Here is a 21,947-nt window from a genome sequence, read left to right as displayed (position 1 = left end):
AACGAAAATGGCTGTTTTGAGCGGAATACGTCCACGTTTCGGCATCATTGCCATGACGTTAGGTGCGCCTACGCCTCTTTGCGATGTAATGCTAAGTGTAACAACACGAATTTCATATCGATAGAGGGCGATTCCTTCAACAGGTTTCGAGCTCAGCGAAGTTCTATACAAGCTTTATGCGCTAACAGTTGGAAAGTGGCGGAAATTCAGGCTTTCTTACGTTACCGTAGCTAAACTTTGACATGATGAAACGCTAAACTCAGGCATAGCACCAATATGTAATGGGCAGCACTATGCCCGAGCGTGCACTCCAGCGTGCATTGCCAAGCCAAGGAGCAAATGTGTCTTTATTAAAATCTCTGCACGAAACTGCGTCAAAAACTGCGCAGAAGATTTTGGATTTGAAGTCCGACTTCTCTCATCCAATTAGTGATGATTCCTCTTCGGGTACTGCTGATTATGTAGACCCATCCGAGATGCCTCAGCATCACGATTATGATCATCTGCCTCACGTTGATTACTGGGGTCCAGAACGACCAACAACTACGTTTATTGATGCCGATTCCGGTTTCATTACGGCATCGACTGAGGGCAATGCCCCACTGCCAGAAAACTTCAACATTTATCATCTGTATGCTGACCGTGCAGAGCGTATGGGTGATGAACCGCTGTACACCTACAAGCAAGGTGACACTTGGCTGACGAAGACTGGTAATGAAACGCTTGCTGATATTCGTGCTGTGGCTAAGGGTCTGTTGCACCATGGCCTCAAGCGCGGTGACGGCGTTGCATTCATGTGCCGTACTTGCTACGAGTGGAACATCTTTGATGCTGCTGTGCTCGCAATTGGTGGCGTGCTGGCAACGATTTACGATACCGATTCTGCTGAGCAGATTCGCGATATCTGCCTGAACTCTGATGCTCGCCTGCTTGCTGTGCAGACGAACGATATGAAGGCTAAGACGCCACAGGCTGCTGAGCAGTGCCCTAAGCTCGAGCGCATTATTAACTTTGAGAATGGTGCACTTGAAGAGCTCAAGGCCTATGGCGCAAGCGTCTCTGATGAAGAGCTTGATAAGCGTATTGCTTCGGTGAAGCGCGACGATCTGTGCTCTATTGTGTACACGTCTGGTTCTACTGCCGCACCAAAGGGCGTGGAAATGACGCAGGGCCAGTTCGGTACAACTGCAGTCAACCTGCCTGCATATATGCCACAGCTGCTGCGTGATAAGACGCATCGCGTGCTGCTGTTCCTGCCACAGGCTCACTCGTTCGCTCGCGCAATTAACTACATTTGCGTGGCATCCGATATTCATATTTATATTGCACGCGGCATTAAGACGATGACCTCTGATCTGAAGGTCGCTCGCCCACAGCTCATGATTGTGGTGCCTCGTGTACTTGAGAAGGTGTACAACGCTGCTTCGCAGAAGGCTGGCACTGGCGCTAAGGGCATGGTGTTCGCTGCTTCTGTTGTTGCTGCTCAGAAGTACATGCACGAAATCGGTGCTAAGGGTCGCGCAAGCCGCTTCGTCAGCACGCGCCGTAATGCCTTCGATCCAATTATTTACAAGCAGATCCGCGAAGTGCTCGGCGGCCACGCTCAGTGGTTCGTGACCGGTGGCGCTCCACTCGACCCTGAACTGATGGCATTCTTCCGCGGCGCAGGTATTCCTGTGTACGAAGGCTATGGTTGCACCGAAACGACTGCACCTTGTGCCTTCAACCCTAAGGGCGTGCCTTACCACGAGGGTTCGGTTGGTATTCCATTCCCTGGTTTCCAGATCCGTATTGGTGAAGGCAACGAAATCCAGGTCAAGGGAGAACCAGTCTTCCACAAGTACCACAAGAACAAGGAAGCTACAGAAACCTCGTTCACTAAGGATGGCTGGTACAGCACTGGCGATCTGGGTCGTTTGGACGATGATGGATTCCTGTACATCATTGGTCGTAAGAAGGATCTGATTATTACGGCTGGTGGTAAGAACGTCTCCCCTGGCCCAATGGAAGAAGTTATTACTCGCTGCCCAATCGTGTCTCAGGCCTTGGTACTTGGCGATAAGCGTCCATTCATCTCTGCTCTGATTACGCTTGATCCAGATATGCTGCGCCAGTGGCTGCAGTCGATGGGCCTGAACCCAGAGATGCCAATGGAAGAAGCTTGCGACAATGCAGCTGTTCGTGCTGAAGTGCAGTCTTGGGTTGACAAGGCAAACGAAGGCGTCTCCCGTGCAGAATCGGTGCGTAAGTTCATTATTGTGCCAGAGGAGTTCTCGCAGGATAATGGCCTGATGACTGCCTCGATGAAGATTATTCGTCCAAAGGTGCTCAAGTATTACGCCAACCTGCTCAATACGCAGATGTACACGAAGCGTAAGCCTGCTACTGAAGCTCAGCACAACTGAGCTCACTAGTGCGCATCGGCGCTGACTGCTCAAGCAAACAAAACCCGCATTCATGGAGTAATTCATGGATGCGGGTTTTTGTGTATGAAGTTATATGTAGAAGCTGCAACCGATCAGTAGCAATCGGTAGTCCTGAACCGCGGACCAGAGGCTGCTCAGCCGCGGATCAGGAGCCGAGTCAACAATGGATCAGAAGCCGAGCCTCTCGAGCTTCTTTGGATCCGACTGCCAGCCCTTAGCTACCTTCACGTGCATATCGAGCTTGGCCTTCGTACCAACAATACGGTTGACCGCGGTGCGCAGCTTCTTCTTGACGCGCACAAGGTGTTCAGCATTGTGGCCAATAATAATTGGCTTCTGCGAATCACGTTCCACATACAGCGAGACCATAACTACGGCCTTGCCTGCGTAGGCTTCGCCAGTTTCTTCATCAATTGGGTATTCAATCGAATCAACAACAACAGCGAGTGAATGAGGCAGCTCGTCGTTCAATTCTTCAAGGAAGGCGCCACGAATCAGTTCTGCAATCGTCTCTTCAGGGCGTTCCTCGGTGATCTGCTCTGCTGGGTACATTTGAGGACCTTCTGGCAGATTCTCAATAAGGACCTTACGCACTTCGTCAAGGTTATCGTGTTCCTTAGCGCTGACTGGCACAATATCGGTGAAGTCAGCAAACTCGTTAATCTCAACAAGCTTGTTAATCAGCTGGCCACGATCGAGGTTATCGATCTTCGTCACAATGCCGATCAGCGGCACCTTCCAGTGGAACGTACCATCATCGCGCTTCTTCGCGAAGTCAGAACGCAGACGGCTCAGAATGCGCTTATCACCTGGGCCAATCTCCTGATCTGCTGGCAGCAGGAATGCAATAACGTCGCAATCAGCCAGCGACTCGTCAACGATATCGTTCAAACGCTGGCCAAGCAGTGTACGTGGACGGTGAATACCTGGCGTATCCACGAGCACCATCTGTGCATCATGCGTCGTCAGAATACCGCGAATTGCCTTACGCGTGGTTTCTGGTCGAGATGAGGCAATAGCAATTTGGGTACCCAGCAAGCCATTGATTAACGTGGACTTGCCCACGTTAGGTCTACCGACTACAGCCACGAATCCTGAACGATAGACTTCATGAGTCAATGGTGCTTCAGGCTGTTCTGTTTGATGATCATTCATGCTGTTCTGCTCCGTCATGTTCAGTGGCGTGATCGTTTGTACTATTGCTTTGCTCAGACTCAGTTTTGTCATCGGTCTCGACTGGAGCAGGTTCTGCCACAATCATTGAGACTTTCTTCCTGCGTCCTGCTGAATCAACAGCAGTAAGTCGAATACCATGTGTTTGAACGCTCGAGCCCACAATTGGAACGCGTCCGAGCAACTTCGTCAACAGGCCGTACACCGTGTCGACATCGTCTTCATCGAGGTCAACCTCAAACAGTTCTTCGAGGTCGGCAATTGACGTGCGTGCTGGCATAATCCAGGAACCATCATCGCGCTGCTCTGGCTCATTGTGCTGCGTACGATCGTGCTCATCATCAAGCTCGCCTACGATTTGCTCGAGTGCGTCCTCAATCGTAACGAGACCTGCAATGCCACCGTATTCGTCAATAACCACAGCAACATGATGACGCGTCTGCTGCATTTCATGGAACAAATCGTCAACAGGCTTTGATTCAGGCACCAGCATTGGTTTGCGCACAATCGTCGCAATTGTGCGGTCATAGGCCGATGGGTTAAATGCTGTGACTCGAACAGCATCCTTCAAATAAGCCATACCGATAAGGTCATCGACATCATCGCCGATAACAGGAATACGAGAGTAACCAGAGCGCGAGCACAGCTTCAGGAATGCCGACAACTTGTGCTGCTCCCCGATTGTGATCATATCGGTGCGCGGCACCATAATCTCACGCGTTAACGTATCCGAAAGCGTCAGCACATTGCGCAGCATTTCCGATGTCTCGGCATCAAACTGATTCGATTCAGCAATGCGGTCAATAACAGCGCGACCCTGCTCCATCTGCAGCTTTTCAAGCTCTTCATCATCAGAAAGCTCGGAACGCAGACGCGCATTCCTAGCACTTTTCGACTCATCCTTCTTTGCCGAGAATGGTGCCAGTGCACGCACAATGCAAACAAGCGTTGTGTGATGCATAAGCAGCTGCAATGGCTGCTGATCGCCCAAATCACGAGGCTGCGTCAGCTGCGCCACTAAAGCAGCAATAATGCCGACTGCAAATCCTACAAGTAGTACAATCCACAGATCTAAGTGGAACAGCATCATAATGGCTGCAACGCAGGTGCCTGTGAACACATTGGAGAGCAGACGGAAGAAACTGCAGGAGCGAACCGTACCCGTACGGTCGACAATCAAGCGCTGAATATGGTGCACGCGAGTAATGCGTTTCTTACGCATAAACTCGCTGAGCTCAGAATCAGTGCGAATATCAATGACCATGTTATTGAGTCCTGCTCGAGTGACCCAACGCACTGCGTTTTCCAATGCAGCTAACGTCATAGATAAAGCAACGAGCAAAACAACTGCTATTACGAGCAGCACGCATACGACGATGGTCATCGTCTCGCTCATGTAATTCCTTTCTTAACCCTTATTCAGTTCTTCTCAGTGACCGAACTGGCGCGTTCCGCCATGCTCGGCATCCCACAGTTCCAGTTGGTTTGGCACGCCTTGTGGTGCCTCAACTGCATACTGCGTGCCTTGGCGTACAGCAAAGAAGGTCAGCAGCAATTGGCGCTGCAATCCGAACATCTGACGTTCCTGATCCTTGGCACGGTGATCATAACCAAGCAAGTGCAGCACACCGTGAATCGTCAGCAGCATCATTTCCTCAATCGTGCTGTGACCAGCAGCAGCTGCCTGATCAGCAGCAACCCAAGGGCAGATAACAATATCGCCCAGCACTCCCTCACTTAACGAGCGATCGTCACCAGGACGCAGCTCATCCATTGGGAAGCTCATCACATCAGTTGGTCCGAGCAGACCCATCCAACGCTCATGTAGCTTTGCCATTGGATCTGGATCCACAAACGTAATTGTCAAATCAGATTGCGTGCTCACGCGCATCTGATCCATAACCCACAGACCTAAATCAGAAAAGACTTTGCCATCGATGTCCCATGCGGTTTCATTCGTCACTTCGACGGTCATTATTTACTCCTGCGTTGCTCGAGTCTTATTGCGCTTATCTGCAGCTGCCTGTGCAGCTGCATCTGCCTTCTCATATGCTGCCACAATGCGTCCCACGAGTGCGTGACGAACCACATCACCCTCAGTTAAATGGACGAACGAAATGCCTGAAATTCCGCCTAAAATACGCTCAATTGAGGCAAGACCGCTCTTCGTGCGCGGCGTTTCCAAATCCACCTGTGTAACGTCGCCAGTAACAACCATCTTCGTATTAAAGCCCAGACGCGTCAGGAACATTTTCATCTGCTGTTCCGTAGTGTTCTGTGCTTCATCAAGAATGACAAACGCATCATTGAGCGTGCGGCCTCGCATATAAGCCAGTGGTGCAACCTCAATTGTGCCGTCTTCCATATATCGCTTGAGCTGGTCGGCTCCAAGCATGTCCGACAGGGCGTCATAGAGCGGACGCAGATATGGATCTACTTTCTCGTTCAGTGTGCCTGGCAAAAATCCAAGTCGTTCTCCAGCTTCAACTGCCGGACGAGTCAGAATAATGCGGCGAATACGGCCGTCTTGGAAGTCGCGAACTGCTTGGGCTACGGCCAGATACGTTTTACCCGTACCTGCAGGGCCCACAGCAAACGTAATGGTTGAACTATGAATTGCGTTAATCAGTGCCGTCTGTCCAGCAGTTTTTGGACGGACTGGCACGCCGGCTGCAAACGTAATCGTGCCGGCTAAATGTGGCCCACGCTGGCCGTCACGTTCCCGCTCACGTTCGCGCTGCAGCACGCGTTCAGCGGCACGCAACTTTTCAACAGTCTGACCGTGGCCAGGAACTCGCTGACGCACGTCGTTTGACAGCGCGTCACTCTGATCAAGCATGCGGCGCACCGTTGCGGCGTCCAGAGGCTCACTATGAGCGGCATCAATAACTTGCTGCAGCACGTGCTGAGCTTGGGCGGCTTGCGTCTCCCCTTCACGCGTTGTTGAGCGCAGCGTGACTTGATTGCCGCGCACATGCATCGTTATCGCTTCGAATCTGTTGTCAATTTCTCGAAGGACTTCATCAGCAGGTCCAAACACGCGGACCGGGTCGAGTCGGTCTGGAATCGTCACAGTTCGTGTCGTTGTCGCCACAGTTGTTTGAGTCATCCCCTTGGTACGGAAACGTTGAAAAGTTGCGTTAGGTTGCCTATTGATTTTTTATTTCTGCTTCAACAGGCTTAGCAGTTTACTCGTCGAGAACTTCGCCCGTCAGAATGTGACCATGCACGTGGAAAACAGTCTGACCTGCGTCTTTGCCCGTGTTGAATACGAGGCGGTATGCGCCGTGGAACTCTTCGTTAGCGATCTGCTGAGCTACCTCAACCATGTGAGCGAGCTGCTTTGGATCCTTCTGAGCGAGTTCAGCAACGTTGGCATAGTGTTCGCGAGGCACAATAATGTCGTGCACCTTTGCCTGAGGATTAATGTCCTTGAACACGTAGGTCGTCTTGTCTTCGTAGACCTTTTCGCTAGGAATTTCGCAGTCGATAATCTTGCAAAACAGGCAATCAGGATCTTTCATGATCTCCTCTAAAAATAGTGGTTTGTCGGATGCACGTCGTACACCCACGTCCAATGCTCTATCGTATTGAATTTATTGGATATTCGCTAGTTTAGTATTCGATATTTGCTGCTGGCTGGGATTGTGCTGCAAATATCACTACAGTCACAGAATGCGACCCGTAGTACGGCTTAGCAGTGAAAGTGCCACAGGACCTGCTGTTGCGGCGCGCAGAATGTTCTTGCCGAGCACGCAGCACAAAGCACCCGCGTCACGGAATCGCAGCACTTCCGTTTCTGAAATACCGCCTTCAGGACCAACGATGACGTACACAGTGCGAGGTCGCTTATCTTCGAGCGTGCGATCCATCATTTCGCGTACTGCATCTTCAATATTGGACCAGTGATTCGTTTCATCCTGGTGCAGCACCACAACAACATCACCATGCACACATGCACGACGGCAGATGGCTTCAATACCCTTAGAGTTCACGCACTCCTCGAGCTTTGGTATCCATGCACGGCGCGACTGCTCGGTTGCTGCAATAAGTGTTTGACGCCACTTGCGATCAGTACGGCCAGCCTTATAACGAGCAATAGAACGATCGGCCTGCCACGGAATAACCGTGTCTACACCAATTTGCGTCGACATTTCAATGGCCTGCTCATCATGACCCGTTTTAGCCAGTGCTTGGATCAGTGCCAATTTAATTTGTGGTTCTGGTTCTTTTTCAAAGCCTTGTACTTCTGCAGTACCATCTTGCTCATTGAGCACACGTGCTTTAATGCGCAGACCCTTGCCATTGGAGAGCTGCAACTCTTCACCTGCTTTCAGGCGCATAGCACCCAGAGCATGGCGTCGTACAGCGTCAGGGAGTTCTAATACCCAACCTTGCTGGAGCTGATCGCCATCAAGCGGCAGGTTGTCTTTCGTTTCGTCAATGAGGAACAATGGACTTGTCATACGAATAAATGTATCGGCAGCACGGGCCTAATTCAGCCATATGCGTGTATATACAAGAAAACCCTTGAGATTGATCTCAAGGGTTTTGCTGGTGTCCGGAGCGGGACTTGAACCCGCACGCCTGTATAAAATAGGCACTAGCACCTCAAGCTAGCGCGTCTACCATTCCGCCACCCGGACAGGTAGTGTTGCTAGAAGCAACGAAAAAGAACTATAAGCGCATCACTCCATAATCGCAAATTACGGCGTGTCGCGTTGATATTCTTGAACTAGCTGCTGCATATAGAGCCTATAAGGAGTACTGATGAATCAGAGCGACGACAAGCGCACCTATACTGAATCCACCGCTATGCCTGAAGCAACACAACAAGCACTCCAAGAAGTTGCTGCAATGAAGAACGAGCCTGATACTCATTCGAGCTATAGCTCAGCAGAGGAAATGCTTGACGCAATACAGCATAATTCGAATAGCGCTAGCAACCAATAATCGAGTAAGCACCATTCAAAGCGGTAATTTACTCACTACTGAGCGTTGTTGTTCTTACTCGCATGAATGTTGTGTGATGTCGCTACTGCGGCGTTTAGTCAAATGCGTTCACGCGTATAACCACTGGTTTCGTTAAATCAATAATTGTGGTGGTTCATACGCGTTGGTATCTGTTCTAAGGAAGGCTTGCTCAGTATGCAGTTCATCGAAATTGATTCTGTAGATGATCCCCGTATTAATGCCTATGTCAATCTCACTGAATTGCAGCTGCGCAATAAGCTCGAACCAAGCAAAGGCATTTTTATTGCCGAATCCACGAAGGTTATTGACCGCGCATTAGACGCCGGCGTGGAACCAGTTTCTTTACTCGTTGAGCAGCAGTGGATTGAAGGCATGGTCGATGAATTCGCCTACATTGACGAACACTGGGGTCCAGATGTTCCTGTGTATGTGGGCAGCGAACAGACCTTGCATGATTTAACTGGTTACAGGCTGCACCGTGGCGCTTTGGCTTGTATGCACCGTTGGCAACAGCCAACTGTTGCCGAAGTATGCAAGAACGCAACTCGTGTTGCTGTGCTGGAAAACATTGTGGATCATACGAATGTTGGTGCCATTATGCGTTCTGCCGCCGCACTTGATGTTGATGCTGTGCTTGTTACACCATCTTGTGCTGATCCGCTCTATAGGCGTGCTGTACGTGTTTCTATGGGAACGGTGTTCCAGGTGCCATGGACGCGTATTGGTGGCGAAGGCGATATTCATACTGCTGATAAGCATGCCTGGCCAAAGGCGGGTCTTGAAGAACTGCACAGTCTCGGCTTTACGACGGTGGCAATGGCTCTCACCGATAAGTCAATTCCTATGCAAGAGCTCGAACGTCGATTCAAGAATGATCCAACTGAGCCAGATCATATTCAGAAGCTTGCGCTTATTTTCGGTACTGAAGGTGATGGATTGAGCAAGCATACGATTGCCAATGCTGATCTCACTGTTCGTATTCCAATGAGCCATGGTGTTGATTCGCTGAATGTTGCAGCTTCGAGTGCTGTTGCATTCTATGCCACGCAAATTATCGACTAGCACCTGAAAAGCTCTACCCCATTCGCGGATCGTACATCCATTACGGCACTCGTGAATGTGCCATACAGTACATAACTGTTCTATACCAAAGTTCCCCTAGTACCCGTATGCATGAGGTACTAGGGGAACTTTATATCTTGTAGATCGTTACTGCAGCAACTTACCTTGCGTATAGCAATGTATACCACTTACATAACTCAGTACTTTGGCAGTGCATCCAAGTTGAAGCCGATTGCGGCGAGCTGATCGCGACCTTCTGGCGTGATCTTATCGACGGTCCAACGTGGGTTCCACGTCCAGTCGATACGGAACTCGTCAACCAGGCCAGCCAGCGTCGTTGCACACTCATCTTCAATAAGATCAGTCAGAGGGCATGCTGGCGTCGTCAGCGTCATCGTCAAAATAGCGCGGCCGAGCTCATCAATTTCAATGCCGTAGACGAGACCCAGATCAACAACGTCAATGCCGAGCTCAGGATCAATAACCTGATGCAGTGCTTCTTTAACGTCTTCCGCTGTTGCGCGACCGATTTCATTCAATGATTTCATGGCAATACCATCCGCTCCGCACGTGCAGTTGGCCTCACCATTGCCGCATGCATCACTTTGCTCGGTTTGCACAGCAGTAAATTCGTCGTTTTGCAACGTGCCTCCTTGTAAATGCTTTGCCAAAGCAGGATTAGCCATCACCGCTTCAGCTTCTTCTGTGTTCGGAATTGCACGATTCACAGCTTCGAAAATGGTGGACTGTGGAATTGGCACCATAGAATCCGCCATATGTCCTCTTTCTCGTAGTAGTCGACGCGGTTATTTCGTCTCGGCTAGTGCGCGAGCTAATGAATCTTTGAGTCCTTCCCATCCCAGCAGTGCGCACTTAATGCGCATTGGGTATCGAGAAACTCCCTGGAAGACTACGGCATCGCCGAGTGCTTCCTCTTCTTCTTCGTTATCAAGTCCTTTGCCACGTGACTGCATGAGGTCATGGAAGTCCTTAAACAGTTCCATGGCTTCGTCCACGTTACGGCCTTCAACCAGATCCACCATGACCGACAAGCTGGCCTGGCTAATCGAGCAGCCATGACCGTCCCATACCAAACGCTCAATAGTGTGCGGTTCGGCATCAGAAATCTCTACTCGAATAGTTGCTTCATCACCGCACGTTGGGTTGAACTGGCGCGACTGACCTGCCGAGCATGCCTCGTGCTCAGCCACGACCACGGCCTCACCTTGTGTTGAGGCTTGTTCGTCGGCTAAGTCAGCTGCAAAATGTTGCTTACCGTGTGGGTTTTTTGATGCTTCAAGAATGACTTCCTGATACATCTGTTCAAGACCGTCATCGATATCAACCATTGTTATTTCTCCCCTAGCTTCTATACCTCAAAGAACGCGCGTACCTTGCCCACGGCTTCTACGAACGCACGAGCATCCTCAACAGTTGTATAGATGCCGCAAGACGCACGGTTTGAAGCGTATACGCCAAAATGACGCTGTGCAGGCTGGGCGCAATGGTGGCCTACACGGATTGCAATACCCTGTGCATCAATATACTGGCCAACATCGTGTGGGTGAACACCTTCAACTTCAAACGAAACTGTGCCAATGCGCTGCTCAGTACTTAATGGACCGAGTACGCGCACACCATCAAGCTCATTAATCTTGAGCAATTCCTTGGTAATTTCTTGCTCATGCTGTGCAATACGGTCCATACCGATTTCACGCATCCATTGTGCTGCAACTCCTGCGGCCACCACTTGTGCCACTGGTTGCGTACCTGCTTCAAAGCGAGCTGGAGGCATCATATAGTCAGCTGGCTTATCCATCCAAGCGAGCTCTACCATAGAGCCACCAAATGTTGCTGGTGGCAATGCTTCAAGCAACTCACGCTTGCCATACAGGAAGCCAACACCAGTTGGGCCATACATCTTATGTGCACTGAAAGCCGCAAAATCAACGTCCAAGGCATGGAAGTCAATTGCAATATGTGGCACTGACTGGCAAGCATCAAGTACTACCAGTGCACCCACTTCATGAGCACGCTTGACCACTGTGGCAACGTCAGTAATTGCACCGGTGACATTACTAATGTGCGTAATTGCGACAATCTTCGTACGCTCAGTAATAACCTCATCAGCCATATCGGTACGAATACGGCCTTCAGTATCAAGATCGAACCAGCGCAGCGTAGCACCTGTACGTGCCGCAAGCTCTTGGAATGGCAATAGCACCGAATGATGCTCAGCCTTCGAAACAACAATCTCATCGCCAGGCTTCAGAACAAAACGTTCAGCAACCTTGCCACCACGACCCATAGAGGCATAGCCAAACGACGTAGCGAGCAGATTCAGTCCTGCTGTGGCACCTGCGGTAACAACAAGCTCTTCACTACCCTCTTCAGCATTGGCACCAACGAGTTCAGCTACTTTAGCTCGAGCTTCTTCGAACGCAAGCGTAGAACGTGCAGCGAGCTCATGAGCACCACGATGCACACCAGCATTAATCGTTGCATAGAATTCTGATTCCGCATCAATAACGCACTGCGGCTTCTGTGCAGTTGCAGCAGAATCCAAATACACCAAAGGCTTGCCATGCACTTTGACGTTCAGAATTGGGAATTCTTGTCGAATTTGCTCTAACGTTTGCGTCACGAACTTTGCTCCTTATGAAAACCTGAATGAGGCCAACGTATTGGATCCTCATTCAGGCTATTCAAAATATTGCTGTATGACTTTTACTCAGGCCAATGCAGATTCCGTAGAACCTTCTGGCATGTACTCGTCGTAACCGCGCTCTTCGAGCTCATCAGCAAGCTCTGGACCGCCAGTCTTAACGAAGTGACCATCAGCAAACACGTGCACAATATCTGGCTTAATGTACTTGAGAATACGCGTGTAGTGCGTGACCATGAGGATACCGAAGTTGTCCTTCTCCTTGGCACGGTTTACACCTTCAGACACAATGCGCAGTGCATCAACATCAAGGCCCGAATCAGTTTCGTCAAGAATAGCGAACTTAGGACGCAGCAGCTCCAGCTGCAGCACTTCTGCACGCTTCTTCTCACCGCCGGAGAAGCCTTCGTTCACCGAACGCGTTGCGAACTTCGAATCCATCTTGAGGCGCTTCATAGCCTCCGTCAGTTCCTTAGTCCACGTACGAATTGCAGGAGCCTTGCCATCAACCTCAGTCTTAGCCGTGCGCAGGAAGTTCGTCATAGAAACACCTGGCACCTCAACTGGGTACTGCATAGCCAAGAACAGACCAGCCTTAGCACGCTCATCAGGCGTCATCAGCAGCAGATCTTCACCATCAAGCAGAGCCTGACCAGACTCAACTTCGTACTTAGGGTGACCAGCCAGCGTGTAAGCCAGCGTCGACTTACCCGAACCGTTAGGACCCATAATGGCGTGCGTTTCGCCTGAATTTACAGTCAGGTTAACGCCCTTCAGAATCTGCTTACGGCCTTCCTTGGTTTCTACGGAAGCATAAAGATCTTTAATTTCGAGAGTATGCATAATTCATTCTCCTCGTGAAGCTCAGTTACGTGCGGTTGCGGAGGTTTCGCTGCGTGCCAGACGCCTATCAATGGCATCCATCAAATGACCGCTAATTTCTTCAACACCAATTTCTTCGATCAGTTCAGCAAAGAAGCCGCGAACGACGAGCTTGCGTGCTTCTTGCTCACTAATGCCTCGAGACTGCAAGTAGAACAGCTCTTCATCATCGAAGCGGCCAACCGAGCTAGCGTGGCCTGCACCGACAATATTGCCATTTTCAATCTCAAGATTTGGCTCAGAATCAGCAATGGCACCTGGAGTCAACACAAGGTTACGGTTGAGCTCGTAGGAGTCAGTGCCTGGAGCGGTTGGCTCAATTAATGCGTTACCAACCCACGTGGAATGAGCTCCCTTACCGCTTAATGCGCCCTTATAGACAACGCGTGAACGGCAGTCAGGCTCATTATGAACAACCATCGTGCGGTGCTCAATGTGCTCGCCAGGATCCACGAAGTAGATACCAAGCATATTGAGATCACCGTGGTCACCACCAAAGTCCTGATCCATACGGATGCGCACAACGTCACCGCCGAGCGTCACCACAGCATGGCGCAGGCTTGCTTCTTTACCAACACGAATACGATGGTTACCAACATGCTTCGAGCCAGCATCCCATTCCTGAATGAACGTTGTAGAAACAACCGAGCGTGCGCCCGTGTTAATTTCAACACCTTCAGCAAGGTTCACAGAACCCGAGTGCTGCACCACAATATTGGCGTGCACATCATCATCAACGTGCAGCACAATGTGCAGCGCATCCATCACCATGTTCGTGCCCGTAATCTTGACGAGCACTGGCTTCGTCATGCTGCGCTTGACGTGCACAATAACGGCTTCAGAGCATGCGTTCCACTGCACAGCCGATGGACGGTCATTAGGCTTGCTAACCTTGCCCGAATAACGCTCACCCATGGCTTCGCGCACCACTTCAACATCCTCAGCATCGAGCTTCTTACCGCTCATATCACTGACGGCAATCTCGGTAGTACCTGAGGCGTCGAATGGAACAAAGAACTCGCTCATGCGGTCCACAGGAGTAAATCTAAAATCTTCCTGCTTACGAGTCGGCACAGCGAAAGCCGACATGTCGAACGAGCGTGGCGCACGGTCAGCACTCGACGGCATAGCAGCCGGAATCTTGTACGGATCGTTGGGGTCCGCTACAGGAATTTCAATTTCTTGAACAGTAGCCATGAATCAGCCCACCGATCCTTCCATTTGCAGTTCCACAAGCCTATTCAATTCAAGTGCGTATTCCATAGGCAGCTCACGGCTAATTGGCTCAACAAAGCCGCGCACAATCATGCCCATAGCTTCCTTCTCTTCCAGACCGCGGCTCATCAAATAGAACAGCTGATCTTCTGAGACCTTCGAAACTGTGGCTTCGTGTGCCATAGAAACGTCGTCTTCACGAACGTCCACATGAGGATACGTATCAGAACGAGAGAAGTCATCAACGAGCAGAGCATCGCACACGACGTTCGAGCTTGAACCCTCTGCCCCATCAACAATCTTGACAAGACCACGGTAAGCCGAACGGCCGCCGCCACGAGAAATCGACTTTGCGACAATCGTGGAGCTCGTATGAGGAGCCAAGTGAATCATCTTGGCGCCAGTGTCCTGATACTGGCCCTGACCAGCGAAACCAAGCGACATCGTGGATGCCTTAGCGTATGGCTCAGCCAGAATGCAGGCAGGATACTTCATTGTTGCCTTCGAACCGATGTTGCCATCGACCCATTCCATGGTGCCGCCCTCACGCACATAAGCGCGCTGCGTCACGAGGTTGTAGACGTTGTTCGACCAGTTCTGCACGGTCGTGTAACGAACGCGAGCATTCTTCTCCACAATGATCTCAACAATTGCTGCGTGCAGCGAATCGGTTGAGTAAATAGGAGCTGTGCAGCCTTCAACGTAGTGCACATACGAGCCTTCGTCAGCAATAATGAGCGTACGCTCGAACTGACCCATGTTAGGCGTATTAATACGGAAGTATGCCTGCAGTGGGATGTCGACGTGCACTCCCTTTGGCACGTAAACAAACGAACCGCCAGACCATGCTGCCGTATTCAGTGCACCGAACTTGTTGTCGTCTGGTGGCACAACCTTGCCGAAGTACTTCTTGACGAGCTCTGGATAATCGCGCACTGCGGTATCAGTGTCGACGAAGATCACGCCCTGCTCTTTCAGGTCCTGCTGAATCGAGTTGTAAATAACCTCGGATTCGTACTGAGCTGCCACACCAGAAACCAAGCGGCTCTTCTCAGCCTCAGGAATACCCAAGCGATCGTACGTTGTACGAATATCGTCTGGCAGATCTTCCCAGGTTGCTGCCTGCTTGCCTACTGGCTTGACGTAATACTTAAAATCATCGGCATCGAAACCGCTTAAGTCGACGCCCCATTCAGGCATTGGCGCATCTACGAATGCGCGGTAGCCCTGCAGACGCATATTAAGCATCCACTCTGGTTCGTGCTTATCAGCAGAGATTTCGCGTACGACTTGCTCACTAATGCCCTTCTTAGCAGCTTCGCCTGCAGCATCAGAGTCATGCCAGCCATACGTGTATTCGCCGAATTGGTCGATGATTTCGTCGTCTTGCCGTATTTTTTCTTCGTTGACACGAGCACGGTCAGCGAGGTACTGACTCATTTCGACGTCAGCTGCGGCATTCGATTCTTGGGGATTTGCCACCGTCGCCTCTTCTAAATTCATCGTATGAATAGGGAGTTCCGTCACCTAACCTAACAGCTCAGTATCCAAAACGCCAGTGCGCCGGACATGAGTAACATCACAAAAAAGTAGTGCCAAAACCCGAAGGACACGAGTTTTGGCACTACTTTATAGCTGATTGTGAATTACTCTTGCGTGACGAGCAATCACTGTTGTATATGCACCGAAGTTCCATCTATTGCGAACTTGTAGAACCATTCGGCAACATCCCAGCCAATACCGACGCAGCCGTGCGAGGTGTTACCAAGGCCCACAATGCCGGCATCAGACATGGCCGAATCCGTAGCAATGCGGTGGATTGCGCAGCCCGAGTGCGAGAAGTAGTTTACGAAGCCCACATTTGGTGCGTTCCACTTCTCTTCTTTACCGTTCGAGAGCTTAATATTGCCGCTCATGTTCTGGCTTTCGTACTTCAGCCACACCTTGTAATCACCCAGAGGCGTGCACAGATCGCCCTTGCAGGCACCGGTTGCATAATCATTGTCGCGGCCAGCAGACATGTTGAACGAACGAATCAGCTTGTCATTCTCGTAGACATACACCTTGTGATCGGACAGATCTACAACCACATGACGCTTCGACGTCTTCGTGTTCATTGGATCGATATCACCCTTGAGATCAATCGATTCAGCCTTACCGTTCAACAATGCCGTTGCGTTCTTGACGATGTCATTTGCAGCATCGTTGGCTAGTTTGACGCCTGGATGGCCTTCTGCGTTGACCTTAATAACTTCGCCATAGTTGTTCGTAATAACGTCGCGATCTTCCTTCGTTGCTACGAGCTTTGGCTGCACGTTGTTGACGAAGTAGTCATGAATGCCTTGTACGTCGAAGGTAACGCCACCAGTAGTGACCTTGGTTGGGTCATCATTCGTAGCGGTGTTTGGCTTCTGCTGTGCGTCGGCAGAATCAGACGAATCCTTGGCGTTCGTAACCTTCACCGGGCTCGTTGACTTCGCCTCAGCCGTCGCCGACGAACTTGCACCGAGCGTCGCCTTTGGTGCAATTGTCGTCAGCTTCTCGAGCTCAACAGGATCAATTTTGGCAAACTCCGTACCGTTAATTGTGAACGAAATTGGGTGCTCAACATAGTGGTTCAGTGTATCGGCAGCTTGCTGAGCCATTGCTGTTGTTACAGCAGGCTCTAATACCTCACGCGTACCTGTAATTGGCTTCGATGAATAGTTGGGATCGCCATACACTTGGCGTAGCAGATCATCAGTCACTGGTTGCACTGCAACGCCTTCTGACTCTAGGCCGTCGGTGACTACGAACTTCGTATGATCCTCGTTTAACGCCACGGTAGCATCTTCTGGATCATGCGTATCAATGCCGAACATGGCATTGAGCTTCGATGCATCGGCATGGCTTGCATCAATTGTTGCATTGACATCAAGCTTTGACCATGGCATATAGCGAACGAAAACATTGCCCGAACGCTTAGCATTCATGACCTGATCGGCAATAGCTGCTGCATCAGGCTTGACATTCAAACTTGGCAGTGTCACTTCATGCGTCTGATTGTTATAGCTGACATTCACTTTTGCCGCATCGGTACGTTCGGTGACGAACTGCTCAATTTGTGCTTCTGACTTCCCTGCCATCGACTCGCCCCACAGGCTTACGCCTGGCAGTGCGTGTGAGCTGAAGTACCAAGCTGTACCAGCTACACCAGCTGCAATAACCACAGCTGCAGTTCCTGCAATCCAAGGCCATACGTGACGCTGCTTCTTCGGAGCGGACACTACCCCGGCAAAAATATCTTCTGGTGGCTGTGGTGGCAAAGGCTGAGTGGCAGCAGGATCAGAAATCTTAGCTCCCATACCACCGGCTGATGCTGGTTGTTCTGGGTTCTGATCGAAAAGATTTGTCATATTCAGCCTCGAAAAATACTTACGTTTGTAGATCAGCGAGTTCACTCGCCGTTCATATTATGCCCTAGCCCTTGTCACAATCCAAGTATTTTCGTTGACTTTCAACAAGAATTTCTCTTTTTTACTTGGGACTTTCGGGGGTATATGCAGCACATTTTGGTGTTCTACAGAGCGTTCAACCGCTCTTTCTGTTAATAATTCCGCTTCTTGGTTATGAGAGATGAGTCAGGCCCGCAGCCTGCAGATTTGTATTTCTGCAAGCCACGGGCCTGATAAAGCTCACATGACTAATTGTGGTACGTCACTTAATACGTGCTTCCTGGTGATCAAGCGATGCCTTGACGAGGCCAGCAAACAGTGGGTGTGGCTTCGTTGGGCGGGACTTGAACTCAGGGTGAGCCTGCGTTGCCACGAAGAATGGGTGGACCTCGCGTGGAAGCTCAACGAACTCGGTAAGCTCGCCATCTGGGCTCTGGCCAGAAATAACGAGACCGCCTTCGCGCAGTGCGTCCTTGTAAGCAACGTTGACTTCGTAACGGTGACGGTGACGCTCGGTAACGTGCGTCGTGCCGTACAGTTCTGCAACAAGCGAATCCTCGAGCAGCTCTGCTGGGTACGAGCCAAGGCGCATCGTGTGGCCCATATCGCCGTGACCAGCCACAATGTCCTTCTGCTCTTCCATCGTTGCGATAACTGGGCTCTTGCAGTTTGGATCGAACTCGGTCGAGTTTGCATCAGCAATGCCGAGCACGTCGCGTGCGTACTCAATAACCATCGACTGCAGACCAAGGCACAGGCCCAGAGCTGGCAGCTTGTGTTCACGAGCGAAGCGCAGAGCGCCGATCTTGCCTTCAATACCGCGGATGCCGAAGCCGCCAGGAATAACGATGCCGTCGACCTGGTTCAGTGCAGCTGCTGCACCTTCTTCAGTCTCGCACAGATCTGCAGCGACCCACTTGACGTTGACCTTGGCATAGTTAGCGAAGCCGCCAGCCTTAATTGCCTCGGTCACCGACAGATATGCATCTGGCAGATCGATGTACTTACCAACGATTGCGACGTTGACTTCGTGCTTTGGATGGTGCACGCGCTCGAGCAGGTCGCCCCACTCATCCCAATCAACGTCGTGGAATGGCAGACCAAGTTCGCGCACAACGTACGTATCAAGGCCCTCTTCGAACAGAATCTTTGGCACATCGTAGATGCTTGGTGCATCCACGCAGTTGACCACGCCTTCTGCATCGACATCGCACATCAGCGAAATCTTTGCCTTGATGGACTCGTTGAGCTTGCGGTCAGAACGCAGCACCAGAGCGTCTGGCGTAATGCCGAGCTGGCGAAGCATCATAACCGAGTGCTGGGTTGGCTTCGTCTTGAGCTCGTGAGCAGCTGCAATGTAAGGCACGAGCGAAACATGCACGAACATGCAGTTGTCTGGGCCCAGTTCACGACGCACTTCACGTGCTGCCTCGAGGAATGGCTGGGATTCGATATCGCCAACCGTACCGCCGATTTCCGTGATGATGACGTCAACATCATCGGAAGCCTGTGCACGCATACGGGACTTGATCTCGTTCGTGATGTGAGGAATCACCTGCACGCACTGACCGAGGTACTCACCAGCGCGCTCCTTGCGCAGCACTTCCTGGTAGATCTGGCCCGTGGTGACATTTGCCTTCTGGCTCAGGAACACATCGAGGAATCGCTCGTAGTGGCCGATATCCAGATCCGTTTCTGCACCATCCTCAGTCACATAGACTTCGCCATGCTGGAATGGGTTCATAGTGCCTGGATCCACGTTGATGTAAGGATCCAGCTTCTGCTGCAGCACGTGAATTCCGCGGCTGCGCAGCAGTCGGCCGAGCGACGATGCGGTCAGGCCTTTACCGAGTGATGAAACAACGCCACCGGTCACAAAAATGTGCTTGGTAACGTGCTCTTGAGAATTGCCATGTTTGCTTCTAACCATGGAACTCCAACTTATCATTTATCCCAGACGATGCGTGTTGTTCTTTGCACGCCAGATCTGAGTACCGTACAAACCATTCGCTGTGCCAATGAAGAAATAATCATCGGTTTCGCAGAAAGTGCGCAATCCATAGTTAAATGGATCGCCAAAACCATCATCGCTGACGGTTTGCACTGTGACCTTACCATCATTATGTTCCTCAAGCTCGTAAAGACCGAATCCACGCTTGGCTTGCTTGAAATGTGGGATCATCGTGTTCAAAGCCTTCTTATTCGCAGGGCTACGGAATTCCTTCATAACTTTGATGATGTTCTTTACGACGCGAGGCAAATGCTTATGTGCGTCGAGCTGATCAAGTGCGTTGTCGATTTGCTGCATGAATAGTTCATTATTGAGATCTGCCCTATTCTGCTGCAGGTGGAGCACCTTGGTTTTCAGCGTCGAAAATGCCTGTTCGTCTTCTGCACTGAGCTGAGGCTCATTGCCCTGAGCATCTTTATGATGCAGCAGCATATAAATGAGTTTGACGAATGATTCGGTTGTGGTCACCCATTCTTGTTGCGTCATATGGCTCCAGTCGCCGTTAAATCCGCCGACCATATTTTCCATAAATGTTGATGCATCATAGGTGGCAATATACATACGACCTTCGTGCACTGTGGTTTGCCAAGTATAGAGGTTCATATGGTCGCCGTAACCACTACCAACACCGGATATGCCGCCCTTTGGGAACATCTTCGTTGGGTCGCCCACTACCATCTCAATATTTTCGTTGTCGTCCATACGATACAAATTGATGGCTTGATCGATATCGTTTGCGACACCCCTCATATCGTGTGCCTTGAGCATGTATCGGTATGGCATTGGCCAGTCGTTGTATTCGGCGATATAGAGATGGTTGTTATAAACCTGCAACGTACAAGTGCCTGATGCAATGCGTTCTGGATCAATACCGAATGTGTACTTGGCACCGAGTTTCTTATCGCCTACGAGTGGCCGCCACGTCCAATCATCTTTCTGCGTTGGATCACCATTGTTTTCGCCCACATAAATAGCGAATGGACGCATCAGGCCTGTTTTCTTATTGCGCGTTGCCAGATTGCCAGTCACCATTGCCACATAGAGCTTGCCGTTATATTCAGTGACCTGCATAATGCCGCTACCACCTTGGGAATCATCACGATTAATAGCAGGCATATTGTCGAAGTCTTCCATCGTGGCAATAACGTGATACGAGTTTGGATCCGATGGATTTGCGGTTGCTAGCAGCTGTGTAGTGCCCTTACCGTTCTCATCAACGGTGACATCACCAGCTATCACAGCATTCTTAAATGGCGCAATAGCTCGCGTCGAAGTAAAGATATTTTGATCCATCAGTTTGCGGAATCCATCAATATCCACACTGTTATGGACGCATGTTAATTTGTCGTCATTCGTTGGATCCACTTCATAAATGCATGGGAAGCCATCCTGGCGCTCAATAGCATGCTTGATTTCTTCTGGCGTCAGGTCCTTGTTATGCGTATCCATAACCATGCCCTCAAAATAGAGTTTGTCTCCATATCGGAACGCATTACGGAACGTTGGAATAACGCCATTACCACCATCAATGCCAGCGAATTGTGACATCAAGATTTTCTTCTCGCCAGTTTTGATATTGAACTTCACGAGCATGCCGCCAGCATCAACGCCATCTGGTTCGCCTTCATACATATGGCCCTGATACATGACATTGATAAGCTCATGGAACTCTTGCAGATTCATGCCTTGTTTGACCGCATCTTCGAGAATCCACTGTGCGAATCCAATGCCGCCATACATCGTGCCGATATACACCCAATCGCCATACGATTCCACGGCATATGGATACGATTGACCTCGGTCACCTTGGCTTTGATCGTCTTCAGTGATATGACCTTTGCCAGTGTAATCAACAATGCCATCTGGTTGCTGCAATCCATTTTTAGGATGACTGACTTTTTCAAATACCATGCCAGATCCGCTTTGTGATGTGTAGCGGTCTTGAATCTCGTCGTCAAGACTATTGGCCTGTGCTGGAGCGACGGCCATAGACAGCATGGCCACTGCGCTCACGCTAGCGGTCAGCATTTTTGCTGTTGTTCCCCGAAACGTAACCATAATATTTCCTCTTGTGTGCTGTATTCGCTCGGCTCTGCCGTAGCGAT

General features: G+C 50.5%; 18 protein-coding genes and 1 tRNA gene. 3 read left to right on the top strand and 16 right to left on the bottom strand.

What is annotated here, in order from left to right; translation table 11 throughout:
* Positions 1-341: 341 nt before the first annotated feature.
* Positions 342-2,405, top strand: coding sequence for an AMP-dependent synthetase/ligase (locus D2E26_RS02740; protein ID WP_125963137.1), 2,064 nt, complete (start codon positions 342-344; stop codon positions 2,403-2,405).
* Positions 2,406-2,594: 189 nt separating this feature from the next.
* Here D2E26_RS02740 and era read toward each other — a convergent pair whose 3' ends face one another.
* The 7 genes from era to D2E26_RS02705 all read right to left on the bottom strand — a co-directional run bounded on the left by era (position 2,595) and on the right by D2E26_RS02705 (position 8,245).
* Complete coding sequence (era, locus tag D2E26_RS02735) at positions 2,595-3,581, bottom strand: GTPase Era (RefSeq protein WP_241218860.1); 987 nt, start codon at positions 3,579-3,581, stop codon at positions 2,595-2,597.
* Positions 3,574-4,995 carry a hemolysin family protein gene (locus tag D2E26_RS02730; protein ID WP_125963135.1) on the bottom strand — a complete coding sequence of 474 codons (1,422 nt, stop codon included), beginning with the start codon at positions 4,993-4,995 and terminating at the stop codon, positions 3,574-3,576. The genes era and D2E26_RS02730 overlap by 8 nt, the downstream gene beginning before the upstream one ends.
* A 33-nt stretch (positions 4,996-5,028) precedes the next feature.
* A complete protein-coding gene (ybeY, locus tag D2E26_RS02725; protein ID WP_125963134.1) occupies positions 5,029-5,574 on the bottom strand; it encodes an rRNA maturation RNase YbeY in 546 nt (181 codons plus the stop codon).
* Positions 5,575-5,577: 3 nt separating this feature from the next.
* Complete coding sequence (locus tag D2E26_RS02720; protein WP_125963397.1) at positions 5,578-6,693, bottom strand: PhoH family protein; 1,116 nt, start codon at positions 6,691-6,693, stop codon at positions 5,578-5,580.
* Between the two features lie 94 nt (positions 6,694-6,787).
* Entirely contained in the window at positions 6,788-7,123 is a 336-nt protein-coding gene (locus D2E26_RS02715) for a histidine triad nucleotide-binding protein (RefSeq protein ID WP_164515833.1), read from the bottom strand.
* A 144-nt stretch (positions 7,124-7,267) separates the two neighbouring features.
* Positions 7,268-8,065: a 16S rRNA (uracil(1498)-N(3))-methyltransferase gene (locus D2E26_RS02710; RefSeq protein ID WP_125963133.1), complete on the bottom strand. Its 798-nt coding sequence runs from the start codon at positions 8,063-8,065 to the stop codon at positions 7,268-7,270.
* 89 nt (positions 8,066-8,154) lie between these two features.
* Positions 8,155-8,245: transfer RNA gene (locus D2E26_RS02705), tRNA-Leu, on the bottom strand.
* A gap of 124 nt (positions 8,246-8,369) precedes the next feature.
* Here D2E26_RS02705 and D2E26_RS02700 point away from each other — a divergent pair.
* Together D2E26_RS02700 and D2E26_RS02695 are read left to right on the top strand one after the other, a co-directional pair.
* On the top strand, positions 8,370-8,552 hold the full coding sequence (locus D2E26_RS02700; RefSeq protein ID WP_125963132.1) for a hypothetical protein: 183 nt from the start codon (positions 8,370-8,372) through the stop codon (positions 8,550-8,552).
* A 195-nt stretch (positions 8,553-8,747) separates the two neighbouring features.
* Positions 8,748-9,635, top strand: a complete 888-nt coding sequence (locus D2E26_RS02695) for a TrmH family RNA methyltransferase (protein WP_125963131.1) — start codon at positions 8,748-8,750, stop codon at positions 9,633-9,635.
* 197 nt (positions 9,636-9,832) lie between these two features.
* On the opposite strand, the gene D2E26_RS02690 is transcribed toward D2E26_RS02695, so the two are convergent.
* From D2E26_RS02690 to D2E26_RS02650, 9 genes are all read right to left on the bottom strand, one after another.
* Positions 9,833-10,411: a metal-sulfur cluster assembly factor gene (locus D2E26_RS02690; protein ID WP_125963130.1), complete on the bottom strand. Its 579-nt coding sequence runs from the start codon at positions 10,409-10,411 to the stop codon at positions 9,833-9,835.
* 30 nt (positions 10,412-10,441) lie between these two features.
* Positions 10,442-10,984 (bottom strand): Fe-S cluster assembly sulfur transfer protein SufU, encoded by a 543-nt coding sequence (sufU, locus tag D2E26_RS02685; protein ID WP_125963129.1) that lies wholly within the window; start codon positions 10,982-10,984, stop codon positions 10,442-10,444.
* 20 nt (positions 10,985-11,004) lie between these two features.
* Positions 11,005-12,279, bottom strand: coding sequence for a SufS family cysteine desulfurase (locus tag D2E26_RS02680; RefSeq protein WP_125963128.1), 1,275 nt, complete (start codon positions 12,277-12,279; stop codon positions 11,005-11,007).
* Positions 12,280-12,366: 87 nt separating this feature from the next.
* On the bottom strand, positions 12,367-13,143 hold the full coding sequence (gene sufC, locus D2E26_RS02675; RefSeq protein WP_125963127.1) for a Fe-S cluster assembly ATPase SufC: 777 nt from the start codon (positions 13,141-13,143) through the stop codon (positions 12,367-12,369).
* Positions 13,144-13,164: 21 nt separating this feature from the next.
* Positions 13,165-14,379 (bottom strand): Fe-S cluster assembly protein SufD, encoded by a 1,215-nt coding sequence (sufD, locus tag D2E26_RS02670; protein WP_125963126.1) that lies wholly within the window; start codon positions 14,377-14,379, stop codon positions 13,165-13,167.
* A 3-nt stretch (positions 14,380-14,382) separates the two neighbouring features.
* The gene (gene sufB / locus D2E26_RS02665; RefSeq protein WP_420897200.1) at positions 14,383-15,900 is read right to left on the bottom strand and encodes a Fe-S cluster assembly protein SufB; all 1,518 of its coding nucleotides are present in this window, start codon (positions 15,898-15,900) and stop codon (positions 14,383-14,385) included.
* Between the two features lie 164 nt (positions 15,901-16,064).
* Positions 16,065-17,792 carry a L,D-transpeptidase gene (locus D2E26_RS02660; protein WP_125963124.1) on the bottom strand — a complete coding sequence of 576 codons (1,728 nt, stop codon included), beginning with the start codon at positions 17,790-17,792 and terminating at the stop codon, positions 16,065-16,067.
* 301 nt (positions 17,793-18,093) lie between these two features.
* Positions 18,094-19,761 carry a CTP synthase gene (locus D2E26_RS02655; protein ID WP_125963123.1) on the bottom strand — a complete coding sequence of 556 codons (1,668 nt, stop codon included), beginning with the start codon at positions 19,759-19,761 and terminating at the stop codon, positions 18,094-18,096.
* Between the two features lie 18 nt (positions 19,762-19,779).
* Complete coding sequence (locus tag D2E26_RS02650; RefSeq protein ID WP_125963122.1) at positions 19,780-21,900, bottom strand: hypothetical protein; 2,121 nt, start codon at positions 21,898-21,900, stop codon at positions 19,780-19,782.
* Positions 21,901-21,947: the final 47 nt, after the last annotated feature.

The sequence above is a fragment of the Bifidobacterium dolichotidis genome (assembly GCF_003951975.1).
GTDB lineage: Bacteria > Actinomycetota > Actinomycetes > Actinomycetales > Bifidobacteriaceae > Bifidobacterium > Bifidobacterium dolichotidis.
Note: the sequence above shows the minus strand (reverse complement) of the source record. Positions and strands in the feature narration are given on the sequence as shown.